This window comes from Vibrio sp. Vb0667 (genome assembly GCF_033391095.1).
Window position 1 is genome coordinate 15,804 of the sequence record NZ_JAWPOL010000043.1, and the last position, 12,582, is coordinate 28,385.

General features: G+C 45.5%; 11 protein-coding genes. All 11 read left to right on the forward strand.

Going from position 1 to position 12,582, the window contains the following annotated elements; all coding sequences use genetic code 11:
- Positions 1-89 precede the first annotated feature (89 nt).
- A complete protein-coding gene (locus tag R8269_RS21910; protein WP_005381235.1) occupies positions 90-629 on the forward strand; it encodes a single-stranded DNA-binding protein in 540 nt (179 codons plus the stop codon).
- A 242-nt stretch (positions 630-871) separates the two neighbouring features.
- The gene (gene csrD / locus R8269_RS21915; protein WP_005381201.1) at positions 872-2,881 is read left to right on the forward strand and encodes an RNase E specificity factor CsrD; all 2,010 of its coding nucleotides are present in this window, start codon (positions 872-874) and stop codon (positions 2,879-2,881) included.
- Positions 2,882-2,892: 11 nt separating this feature from the next.
- Positions 2,893-4,338 (forward strand): MSHA biogenesis protein MshI, encoded by a 1,446-nt coding sequence (locus R8269_RS21920; RefSeq protein ID WP_215810450.1) that lies wholly within the window; start codon positions 2,893-2,895, stop codon positions 4,336-4,338.
- Positions 4,335-4,985 (forward strand): type II secretion system protein GspM, encoded by a 651-nt coding sequence (gene gspM, locus R8269_RS21925; protein WP_005381197.1) that lies wholly within the window; start codon positions 4,335-4,337, stop codon positions 4,983-4,985. The genes R8269_RS21920 and gspM overlap by 4 nt, the downstream gene beginning before the upstream one ends.
- A complete protein-coding gene (locus R8269_RS21930; RefSeq protein ID WP_005381196.1) occupies positions 4,978-5,310 on the forward strand; it encodes a hypothetical protein in 333 nt (110 codons plus the stop codon). Before gspM ends, R8269_RS21930 begins: the two co-directional genes overlap by 8 nt.
- Positions 5,311-5,330: 20 nt before the next feature.
- Positions 5,331-6,971: a pilus (MSHA type) biogenesis protein MshL gene (mshL, locus tag R8269_RS21935; protein ID WP_025767598.1), complete on the forward strand. Its 1,641-nt coding sequence runs from the start codon at positions 5,331-5,333 to the stop codon at positions 6,969-6,971.
- Positions 6,972-7,015: 44 nt separating this feature from the next.
- Positions 7,016-7,861, forward strand: a complete 846-nt coding sequence (locus R8269_RS21940; protein WP_005381192.1) for an ExeA family protein — start codon at positions 7,016-7,018, stop codon at positions 7,859-7,861.
- Positions 7,858-8,952, forward strand: coding sequence for a tetratricopeptide repeat protein (locus tag R8269_RS21945; RefSeq protein ID WP_213970001.1), 1,095 nt, complete (start codon positions 7,858-7,860; stop codon positions 8,950-8,952). Before R8269_RS21940 ends, R8269_RS21945 begins: the two co-directional genes overlap by 4 nt.
- Positions 8,949-10,673, forward strand: a complete 1,725-nt coding sequence (locus tag R8269_RS21950) for a GspE/PulE family protein (RefSeq protein ID WP_005381188.1) — start codon at positions 8,949-8,951, stop codon at positions 10,671-10,673. Before R8269_RS21945 ends, R8269_RS21950 begins: the two co-directional genes overlap by 4 nt.
- A gap of 8 nt (positions 10,674-10,681) precedes the next feature.
- Positions 10,682-11,905 carry a type II secretion system F family protein gene (locus tag R8269_RS21955; RefSeq protein WP_005381186.1) on the forward strand — a complete coding sequence of 408 codons (1,224 nt, stop codon included), beginning with the start codon at positions 10,682-10,684 and terminating at the stop codon, positions 11,903-11,905.
- Positions 11,906-11,908: 3 nt separating this feature from the next.
- Positions 11,909-12,370, forward strand: coding sequence for a hypothetical protein (locus R8269_RS21960; RefSeq protein WP_005381184.1), 462 nt, complete (start codon positions 11,909-11,911; stop codon positions 12,368-12,370).
- Positions 12,371-12,582 lie beyond the last annotated feature (212 nt).

Genomic DNA, 12,582 nt, shown 5'->3' on the forward strand with positions numbered 1-12,582 from the left:
ACAATGGTATTAGACTTTAATCAAAACATTAAAGCGTGCTATTCTAATGCGCTAAAATTTTATATATCCAGAGTGAAACGGAGCACATCATGGCCAGCCGTGGAATTAACAAAGTTATTTTGGTGGGGAATCTAGGTAACGACCCTGAAATTCGTTACATGCCGAATGGCGGTGCAGTAGCAAACATTACTATTGCGACTTCTGATTCATGGCGTGATAAAGCGACTGGCGAACAGCGCGAAAAAACGGAATGGCACCGTGTTGTGTTGTTCGGCAAACTTGCGGAAGTAGCAGGTGAGTACTTGCGTAAAGGCTCTCAAGTCTACATTGAAGGGCAACTGCAAACTCGCAAATGGCAAGATCAAAGTGGTCAAGATCGCTACTCAACTGAAGTCGTTGTTCAAGGCTTCAATGGTGTGATGCAAATGCTTGGCGGTCGTGCTCAAGGTGGCGGCGCACCTATGGGCGGTCAACAGCAGCAACAAGGTGGATGGGGTCAGCCTCAACAGCCAGCTCAGCAGCAGTACAATGCGCCTCAGCAACAGCAACCACAACAACAGGCTCCGCAGCAATCACAGCAGCAGTACAATGAGCCACCAATGGATTTTGACGACGATATCCCGTTCTAAATTCTGCTTATGCTTGAATCGAAAAGGCCGCGAATATCGCGGCCTTTTTTATTGTCGCAATCTAATGATCTCACAGGCTTATCTTGGCAAGGTTAGGCGTAACAATAAAACTTATCAATGAGTGTGATTTTCTTTATGCTCCAGCCTCTCACTATCAGACTAATCCGATTGTTTGATGAACTCTTATCAAGTATAAATATTTCAATAAGGTATATGATGAATAAAAAAGGAATTTGGTATTCATGAGGTATACCCCAACTCTTAAGTTAAGCACACGGCTGGTGGCCTTCGTCACCATGATCGTTATCTGCGCCATGTTTATCTTGTTTGTCGGTGGCACCCTCTCTTTTAAACGTCTTGGGCAGGAATATCTCACCCATTATTTAGAAGGGATCGTAGAGGTGGTCGACAAGGAGATGGAAGATCCTGACGCCGCTTATTCTATGCAGCGCTGGATGCCGAAAATGCTGCAGGCTTCCAATATTGTCGAAATGACGTTGTCGACCAACAACGCCGTTGTTTATCGCTTCAAAGATACTTCTCATCAAATGGAAGCGTCAGTCTTGTTTGAGGCTGAGTACCAGTTGACTCACAATCAAGATTACACGATTCACTTTAAAGCAATTCCCCCTTACTTAGGTTACAGCTACTCAATGCAGGCGCTTTGGTCGATCACGCTTGCCGTTATATTGATCATCTTCTGCTTAATGCGCGGCGTGGCATGGCTTAAGGAACAATTAGAAGGCTCCGAAATGCTCGAAGAGCGAGGCAGAATGATCCTGGCTGGTAGGGTGGAGCAGTATGCCAAAGGTGACAAAAAAGAATGGCCTTACACCGCCAGTGAAGCGCTCGATGTATTAATCGAAGAGTTACAAGATGCGCGTCAAGAGCGAAGCCGATTTGATACCTTTATTCGAACTCAAACCTTCCTTGATAAGCTAACCGGTACCGCTAACCGAGTGTTATTTGATAGCAAGTTGGAATCGGCGTTACTAGAAAGTGGGGCTCGCGGCGCCGTGTTGCTAGTTCGTATTCAAGACTGGAAACTGGTTGAAGAAGAGCAAGATAAGCAAATTACGGATGAGTTTATTGTTGAAGTTGGGAGTTTATTGTCCAATTTAGTTCAACGATACCCAGATGTTGTATTTTCCCGTTATTACGATGCTGATTTTGCGCTTTTTCTACCGCACCAAAGTGCGAAAGATGTGGCTAACCTCGCCTCGCAATGCATTCGCCAGTTAGAAAAGTTAATGCCGCCAGAGCCACTTGATCCAGACAACTGGTGCCATATTGGCATCACCACTTATAAAGAAGGTGAGCGACACAGCCAAATCATTGATGAAGCCGAGACTGCTTTGCGTAGTGCGCAACTACAAAATAACAATAATTGGAGTCGCTTCAAAAAATGGAACCACGATGAAGAAGCTCGCGGAAGTGTGAGGTGGAGAACGTTATTTGACACAGCACTTACACCTGAAAGTGTGATACTCTACGCACAATCTGTGCACCCAATAAGTGACGCGACGCATAAAAAATCATTATATGAAGAGTTAACATGTCGGATTCGCGATCCTGAGAATGGGATTGTTAAAGCGTCTCGGTTCATTTCTGCGATCAGACAGGTTGGTTATGAAGCGCAAATGGATAAGTCGGTTATTAATAAATTCTTAAGAGAGTTTAAGGATAATTTTGATAACTCAAGATCGTATGCGCTCAATTTGAATGTAACGCCATTTTCTAACCGAGAGTACTTTAAATGGTTTCGTGATGAACTCTTACAGTTGTCACGTGAGCAGAGAAAGTGTCTCAGTTTTGAGTTTGTTGAAGCACAATTTGTAAGACACTTAGACTTTATGCGACCAGTCGCTAAAATGCTGGCCGGTTTAGGGTGCCACTTAATGGTTGGGCAGGCTGGGCGTACCATCGTCAGCACTCACTATTTAAAAGAAGTGGACATTCGTTACCTTAAACTTCATCGCAGTTTAGTAGCAAAAATCGACCAACGACATGAAAACCAGCTATTTGTCCGCAGTATGCTAGGTGCGGCGGCAAACAGTAAAACTAAAATTATAGCAGTGGGAATTGAGAATCAGAACGAGCTCAACACATTAATTGAGCTCGGGGTTTATGGTGGGCAAGGGCGTTACTTTTCTGCGGAGCAGCAGTTTCTTCCTCGTCCCCAAGCGTTGCCGAATTCTCAATCAGAATCCCAAGTTAAATTGGGAAGACGAAATCGCTGGCGGAAAAAATAAAGATAATAATCATGGATTTCAAAGCACTATTCGACAAGCTTAAGCGATCATCTAGTGGTGATCGCTCCTGCTTTTTGGTTATTCAGCCAGACGCCGTTTATTTATCATCTTCAATCAAAAGTAGTCGTCCATACCAATTTGATATTTCTGAGTCCAATTGGGAAAAAGCCGTTGAGCAAGCATTGAGCGTTGCAGCGAGTGCGTATGATTCATTAACGGTTATTCTTTCTCATAACTATTACCAGATGTACCAAATCGACAAACCGGTCATGCCGCGTCAAGAATGGCCAGCCGCATTACCGTTTTTGTTGAAAGAACTGATCTCTGAGCGTGCTATCGACATTATTGCCGATGCGGTCGAGTTACCGAATTCAACCAAAGTGCAAGCATACGTCTTATCGCGAAAAATATTGGATAAGATTGTGTTACTGGCCAGTCGAGCCCAGTTACCATTAGAAGCCATTCTTCCTGAAGACGATATTTGGGGAGAGACTGCTGGTGAACTAGGAAACTTCCTATTATTACAACGCAGTGTGCGTGGTCATTTCCGTATAAGCGCTTTTGTCGAAAATACTATTGCGTTCCACCGCTCTATTCGCAGTGTGACGCCACCGTTAACGGGGGTTCCGTCTAGCGATTTACAGATGGACAGTCTGTCGTTAGAACTGCAACGTTCGATTGATTATCTTTCATCTCAGTTACGCCACGTGCAATTACATCAATTGAAAGTGTGCTGCGATGAAGAGGATGAGAGCGAGCTTGTTCAGGCTCTGAACTACCGTTTAAGTACTAAGGTTTCACCGTTATTACCACCAGAACATGAGCTATCAGGACATGTTTTGGCTGACACTGCGGCTACTTCAAATACTCGACGCGTCAACTTATATCCCGATTACTTAAAGCCGAAAAAAGAGCTCCTGACGCTAAAAAATATCGCGTTATCTTGGGGCGTTGCGGCGGCTGCAATTCTATTTTCTTACGGTTATGTGACTTGGCAGAGCAGCGGTTTGGAAGATGAGATTGCTATTGTAAAAAGTAAAGGCGATATCATGAAGTCAGAGCTTGAACGTTATCAAGTCAAGCTACGTAAGCATCAACCTGACAATAATAAGCTGGCAGCTAAAGCCCGCTTAGAGCGTGAAGTCAAGGCGAAGCGAGACTCGCTTAAAGCTGTCGGGAAATACGATGACTCGCAACGCACGGGTTACTCTGGCGTGATGCAATCATTAGCGAAGCTAGGAAACCAAGAAATTTCTTTGTCCGAAATTCGAATCAATACCTATACCTTAGACCTGAAGGGACTAGCGAAAAAACCGAGCTCAGTGCCAAATTGGGTCAGCCAATTTAAAAATGAAATTAGCTTGGTTGGCCGAACGTTTGACGACGTCAAAATAGGTCGAAATGATAAGGATATTGTGACGTTTGAACTAAAAACGCGCGAGGATAAAGAGAAATGAACGAATTCTGGCTCTCATTAGAAGGGCGCTTTGGCGAAATGAGTACGCGTGAAAAAGTGCTCACCGCATTGTGCGGTTTAGTTGTCGTGATCATGTTGCTCTTTACGCTGGTATTGGAGCCAAAGCTTAACGAGATCATCAGTAATGAGAGGCAACTAAGTAATTTAAAGCAAGCCAATCAAAAGATTGAAATCGATACGCTACGTATTCAGGCGCAACTTAAGAAAGATCCAAATGCTGAGATTGATCGCGCGATATCTAATCTGTTAGCTGAGAGTCAGCATCTTTCGATGCAATTAGCGGAGATCATCGAGCATCTTATTACACCTTCGCAAATGGCTGAGCTGCTTGAAAATGTGTTGGAGCAGCAAAGTGGCATTCACCTTTTGTCTCTGCAAACCTTGCCATCTGAGCCAATAACGGAAGATAAAGAAGCATCGCAATACTCTGGTTACTACGTGCATCCTGTTCGTATGGAACTGACTGGTGACTATTTTTCTATTGCTAATTATCTGAATAAATTGGAGAGCCTTCCTGCGAGTTATTACTGGCGCAGCTTTAGTTATAAAGTCGAAGAGTACCCGAAAGCGAAGCTTGTGTTAGAAGTCTACACACTAGGATCTAGAGAGGAGTTTATTGGTGGTTAACAAACTCATCATCTCATTGCTTGTTATGGCAGCGGCAGGAACCGCTTGGGCAAACCAGGACCCAACGGCCCCACTTGGTTGGGAAAAGCCAGCGGTTGAAACGTCAGCGAAACCAAAAGTTAAACGGTACCGACTGCCTAAGCTCAACAGTATTGTGTGTAAGCCAAGTACTGATTGTATCGCGATTATGGATAACAAACTTGTCGAAAAAGGCGAGCTATTTAAGGGTTATCGCGTCGCGAGCATTAATAGTGAATTTGTAACTTTAAAGCGTGGTAACCGTCAGTGGGACCTAGAGCTTTTTGATTTAAACGTAAAACAATAATAACCAGAGCCCGATCAGATATGCGCAAATTAGTTGTAGGAATAACGATTGCTTCTTTAATGGGATGTTCAATGGGTCATCGGAATCCAGTGGAAGTTAAAGAAGCGCTCAATGAATCGATCAATCAAGCGAACAGCCGCACATTGGAAGAAATCCCTTCTTCTGTTGAGGCAGACTTAATGCCAAATTTAGACTCGAACGTTGCATCAGAGCAAGGCACCTCGAAGCGTTTTCGTATTCAGGCGAATGCGGTCGATGCAAGAAGCTTTTTCGCCTCATTAGTGAAAGGCACTGAGTACAGCGTGGCGATTCACCCATCGGTACAAGGTAATATCACCGTCAACTTGTCAGATGTGACATTGGATGAAGTTCTGAATGTCGTACAGAATATGTATGGCTATGACGTGGTGAAGTCTGGCAAAGTTATTCAAATCTACCCAGCAGGTATGCGTACTGTGACCATTCCAGTCGATTACCTGCAGTTCAAGCGTTCTGGTCGCTCATTAACCAGCATTGTTACGGGCTCTGTAACCTCGGCTGGTACGTCTAATTCTGGTGGTAGCTCAGACAGTTCTGACTCGTCAGACTCTAACAATGGAAACAACAACGATAGCTCGACCACATCTACGGGTGGTACACGCATTGAAACCATCACTGAGAGTGACTTCTGGCCTATGCTGCAGCAAGCTGTTGCGAATCTAATTGGTTCAGGCAAAGGGCAAAGTGTGGTTGTAACGCCACAAGCGGGAGTTATTACGGTTCGAGCATTTCCAGATGATATTCGCGAAGTACGCGAGTTCTTAGGTGTATCGCAGGAGCGCATGCAGCGCCAGGTCATTCTTGAAGCTAAAATCCTAGAAGTGACGTTGAATGATGGCTACCAACAAGGCATCAACTGGTCAAACTTATCGGCGTCAATTGGTAACTCGGGTAATATCGTAGTCAACCGCCCTGCGTCGACATTACCACCATTGGATGCGATTGGCACGCTATTGGGCGGTCAAACTAACGTGACTATTTCGGATGGTAACTTCAATGCCGTGTTGAGCTTCATGTCTACGCAAGGTGACTTGAACGTCCTTTCGAGCCCTCGTATTACCGCTGCCAACAACCAAAAATCTGTCATCAAAGTGGGTACCGATGAGTACTTTGTTACCGAGCTATCGAGCAATGCAGGCAACGGTGAAAACTCAAATGCAGTTCCTGAAGTGGAACTGACGCCATTCTTCTCGGGTATTTCCCTCGATGTGACTCCGCAAATTGATAACAAAGGCAATGTGTTCCTGCATGTTCACCCCGCAGTTATTGAAGTCACGGAAGAAGTGAAGCAATTGAACTTGGGCGGAGATTTCCAAAACATCCAACTGCCATTAGCGAAAAGCTCTATTCGTGAATCAGACTCGGTTATTCGTGCTAAAGATGGCGATGTTGTGGTTATCGGCGGGTTGATGAAACAGCAAAATCGTGAGCTTGTTTCTAAAGTCCCATTTTTGGGCGATGTACCAGCACTGGGGCATTTGTTCCGCAACGTGAATAACGTAACTGAGAAAACAGAATTGGTCATCTTGCTAAAACCGACCGTAGTTGGCGTGAACTCTTGGCAGAAAGAGCTAGAGCGCTCTCGTGATCTGCTGCAAGAGTGGTTCCCAGATGCGCAATAAGCGCTGGGAAAGGTTCTGTTTTTCAATAGGTTTGTGATTCGAGTATGTACTTGTCACACTTTGGGTTCCGAGTTCAGCCTTTTTCGTTAACCCCAAATACAGAAATGTTCTTGGGGTTAGTCCCTCACTATGAGGCGATCCAAACCATCCTAGCTGCCGTGCAAATGGGAGAAGGGGTGATTAAGGTGACGGGAGAAGTCGGCACTGGAAAAACCATGGTATGCCGTAAGCTGATCGAGCAGATTGAATCTGAAGTTGAGCTTATTTACTTACCCAATCCAGTGTTGAATGGGGAGCAGTTGCAGTTTGCTGTCGCCAGAGAGTTGGGTATCGAGAACGATGATCCGCTGCGTATCGTTTCCCTCATTCAAGAGCACTTGATTCAAGTACATGCCTTGGGAAAGAAAACCGTCTTGATCGTTGATGAAGCGCAAGCTCTTTCCCCACAAGCTTTAGAAACATTGCGTCTATTTGGCAATCTAGAAACGGAACAAGATAAGCTCATTCAATTGGTGTTATTCGGACAACCTGAGTTGGATGAAAGATTAGCTAACCATGAGCTAAGGCAATTTCGTCAACGCATTACGTTTAGTTGCCAGTTACGTCCTCTCTCTATCGATGAAGGCGTGGCTTACATCAATAATCGTTTAGATAAAGCAGGCAATGGGGCGCACATTTTTTCTATTGAACAGAAAAAAGCGATTTGGCGTTCATCCATGGGGATTCCGCGCTTGATAAACCAAATTAGCCACAAGTCGTTGCTTGCTGCATTTAATGATCGTTGCACACTATTAAAAAATCATCACGTTTACGCCGCTATGCACGATACGTTTGATGCCCGTAAACCTAAGTTTAAAACACCCGTATTTTGGGGATGGAGTCAACCTTGAGTGCCATCAATAAAGCATTATCAGAACTTGCTGAAAAAACATCGCCGTCAGAGCTTACTCGTGCGGAGATTCCAAGTGTCTCACGCAGTAAACCTTGGCTTTGGCTTGTCGCCGGTTTTTCGTTAAGCCTTGCGGTCGGAAGCTGGGCGGTTTCTCGCGGTCCTGTCCCTTCAGGCGAGCTATCACAATTTCAAACCGATGCTATGCCATTGTCGTCTGTGAATGTCTCACCAATTGTTTCATCGGAGCGCACTCACTCGCCAACGAGTAAAATGACGCCCGATACAACTCAAGTGGTTTACACTAAACCAGCCACACAGCCGGTCGCGCAACAGCCTCACATGCAAGAGACTGATAGGTTCACGCCAAAATCTGAGATAAATATCGCCTCTGATGATTCAGTTTTACTCGCGCAGTTAGCAACGATGCCGAGCGAGGAACAATACGATCACGTAACCCACACGACAGCAGAAAACAGTTCAATGAGTATTGAGCAGGTTGAGCTTACACATCGTCAGCTTTCCCTTAAGGCTGTTAGTCGAGCGGAAAAGGCACTCGATGCTAACGATATGCAAACAGCGTTATCGGCTTATGCCGAGGCGTTGCGTTATGAGCCAATGAATGCAGACACGCGTCAAAAGTTATCAGCGTTGTACTTTGGTAAAGGTGACACGCGTAAAGCATATGAGATTATTCAAGAAGGCATCAACCTAGATACGAACAACCAAGTACTCCGCTTGGCCTTGTCTAAGTTGTTAGTGAAAGCTAATCAACCTGAAGCGGCGCTGAGCCCGCTTGTTCATTTGCCTCCAGTACCAAGTCGAGATTACTTGGCGATGCGTGCGGCATTGGCACAAAAACACAAGCAAAATGACATTGCGCTTGAGAGCTATCAACTCCTCACTCAGCGTGAACCGGAAAACGCGCGCTGGTGGTTAGGTTTGGCTATTCAACAAGAGCGTGCTCTGGCTTTTACTACCGCGATCAACTCTTACAACCAAGCTCTGGGTAAAGTTGGCATTTCGAATCAATCGCAAGCATTTATCCGTGACCGTTTGAGCATCTTGAAAGAGTTGGAGAGCGCACAATGAAAATTCAGTTGAGAAAACGCTTGGGCGATCTTCTGGTAGAGGAAGGTATCGTCTCTGAAGAACAAATCCAGCAAGCACTAAACGCACAACGCAGTACCGGGCAGAAGCTAGGGGATGCGTTAATTGACCTTGGTTTTATTACCGAAAAGCAGATGTTGGACTTCTTGTCTCAGCAGCTTGGCTTGCCACTGATCGATCTTGGTCGTGCGCCTGTGGATGCCGAAGCCGTGCAGATTCTACCTGAGGTACACGCACGTCGCTTACGTGCGATGGTCGTTGCTCGAAATGGTGACACACTGCGCGTTGCTATGAGTGACCCTGCGGACTTGTTCATCCAAGAATCATTGATGAACTTGTTGGGCCAATACAACCTTGAGTTCATTGTGGCTTCAGAGCGTCAGCTCATTTCAAGCTTTGACCGCTATTACCGCCGTACTAAAGAAATAGCCTCCTTTGCTGAGCAGCTGCATGAAGAGCATAAAGATGTACAAAGCTTTGATTACGGTATTGATGAAGCCGATAGTGAAGAGGTTACCGTTGTAAAGCTGGTTAATTCCATGTTTGAAGATGCGGTACAGGTTGGAGCTTCGGATATTCATATTGAGCCAGACGATCAAGTATTGCGTTTGCGCCAGCGTATTGATGGCGTATTGCATGAAACGCTCTTAAATGAAGTGAATATTGCATCGGCTTTGGTTCTTCGACTGAAGTTGATGGCACACCTAGATATTTCTGAAAAGCGCTTGCCACAAGATGGCCGATTCAATATCAAAGTTCGTGGCCAATCAATTGATATTCGTATGTCGACGTTACCAACGCAGTACGGAGAATCTGTAGTAATGCGTCTGCTTAACCAGTCCGCTGGTTTGCGTCCGTTAGAAGAGTCGGGCTTGCCGCCAGACTTGCTTGCTCGCTTACGTCGACAGTTGGCGCGTCCGCATGGCATGATTTTGGTTACCGGGCCGACAGGTTCCGGTAAAACCACCACGCTTTACGGTGCATTGAGTGAGCTCAACGAACCTGGGAAAAAGATCATTACAGCAGAGGACCCGGTTGAATATCGTCTGCCTCGCATCACTCAGGTACAGGTTAACAGTAAGATCGATCTAACTTTCTCGCGTGTCCTTAGAACCTTTTTACGTCAAGACCCAGACATAATTCTTGTTGGTGAGATGCGTGACCAAGAGACGGTAGAAATTGGTCTGCGAGCTGCACTAACGGGTCACTTAGTATTGAGTACTCTCCACACCAACGATGCTGTCGACAGTGCGTTACGTATGATCGATATGGGAGCGCCGGGTTACTTGGTTGCTAGTGCAGTCAGAGCCGTGGTGGCGCAGCGTCTTGTGCGCCGAGTTTGCCCAGATTGTAAAACAGAAGACCACTTAGATGAGTCTCGCCAGCAGTGGTTAGCTGGGCGTTTCCCAAATCAAGTTAGCACCATTTTTTATAAAGGCGCAGGTTGCCAAAACTGTAACTTGACTGGTTATCGAGGCCGAATCGGTGTGTTTGAAATGCTCGAACTTGAGCAAGAGATGATGGATAAATTGCGCGCCAATGATGCGGTTGGCTTTGCGCAAGCCGCGCGCCGCTCAGAAAACTATAAGCCACTGCTTGCTTCTGCAATGGAACTGGCGCTACAAGGCACCGTCAGTTTGGATGAAGTGATGACCCTAGGTGAGGGTGATGCTTCTGGTAAGACTGATCCCATTTTCATATAGGTAAGTGAATGCCAACTTTTCGTTATCAAGGCCGCACGCTAGACGGCTCATCCACTAACGGCAAAATCGAAGCAGTGAACTCAGAAGCTGCGGCGGAAGCTTTGATGAATAAAGGGGTCATCCCGCTCAATGTACGTTTAGAGAAAGAGTCGGCAAAAAGCCAAGTGAGCTTATCTAAGCTGTTTGTGCCTGCTATTCCGTTGGAAGTAATTATTCTTTTCTCTCGCCAGTTGTTTAGTTTGACTAAAGCTGGCGTACCTTTGCTGCGCTCTATGCGTGGCTTGTTGCAAAATTGCGAAAACAAACAGCTCAAAGAGGCGCTAGAAGATGTCGTTTCTGAACTGAGTAATGGCCGAGGTTTGTCTTCTGCGATGCAGCAACACAGTAAAGTATTCAGCCCACTGTTCGTTTCTATGATCAACGTCGGTGAGAATACGGGTCGGCTTGACCAAGCGCTATTGCAACTGGCGAATTACTACGAACAGGAACTTGAGACTCGCAAACGCATTAAAGCGGCGATGCGTTATCCGACGTTTGTCATTATCTTTATCACCATCGCCATGTTTGTATTGAATATCTTGGTGATCCCTGAGTTTGCATCGATGTTCACGCGCTTTGGGGTTGAGCTACCATTGCCGACGCGTATTTTGATCGCGACTTCTAATTTCTTTGTTAATTATTGGGTGTTGCTGGTTGTGGCAATGATTGGAGCGTTTACGGTGTTCAGAGCGTGGGTGGCGACGGCTGATGGTCGGGAGAAGTTCGATAAGTTTCGGCTTCGGCTGCCAATTGTAGGCGATATCGTTAATCGTGCGCAGCTTTCTCGTTTTGCCAGAACCTTTTCGTTGATGCTGAAATCAGGGGTGCCACTTAACCAGTCTTTGGCTTTGGCCGGGGAAGCCTTAGGGAACCGTTTTTTAGAAAACCGAATTCTTGAGATGAAGTCCGCGATTGAAGCGGGTAGCACCATTTCAGTGACGGCCATCAACAGCAAAATATTCACCCCATTGGTGATTCAGATGATTGCAGTAGGGGAAGAAACTGGTCGTATTGATGAGTTGCTGCTGGAAGTGTCGGATTTTTACGATCGAGAAGTTGATTACGATCTAAAAACACTGACCGCAAGAATAGAACCATTACTTTTGGTGATTGTCGCAGGCATGGTCATGGTGCTGGCATTGGGTATCTTCCTACCAATGTGGGGAATGCTCGACATTATCAAAGGCGGCTAATGCGTGGTTGAAAATCAAAGCCGAGCAACGCTTATTGTGTTTGGGGTTATTGCTACGATTATGGCGGTGGGTTTGGCGGTCAAATTACGTCCTGTGACCGAGCAAGCACAAGTAACTGGAGCGAAGTTAGCGAGAGTTTGGATGCAAGATAGTGTTCAGCGTTATCGTCAAGCTTGGCTAGTACAAGGCGAGCCAGAACATATGCTGATGGATGGCTTAAACCTTACTATGACTGAGGGCGGGTTAGTGTCTCCCTTTACTCAGCAAGGTGTATTAGATTGTGGTTATTGGCTAGCGGTGCATTACCCCCAACGTAAAATAATGACCAACAAGTTAATAGATATCAGTGGAGCCATCAAAACTGATCGTTATGTCTGTCAATACACTTATGAAAATGGTCAGTCGATTGTAGTTATTTCAACAGCTAATCAACTGAAAATAGACGTCGAAATGTCGGCGGAGTGAATTTTTTGACACCTAATCACTATAATTGGTATTGAAAGTCGGTATAATGCAATCATTACCATAAGTAAGAAGCTGTAATAGAGGGTAAACAATAATGTGTTTTTCTCATTGCAGCATGAACTGAATAATGGCGAATCGTCATTCTGCTCAAGCGGTAGATACAGTATCCACTTCACGGTCAGTTTTAGTGAACGTTGCTGCCCCAAACCGTT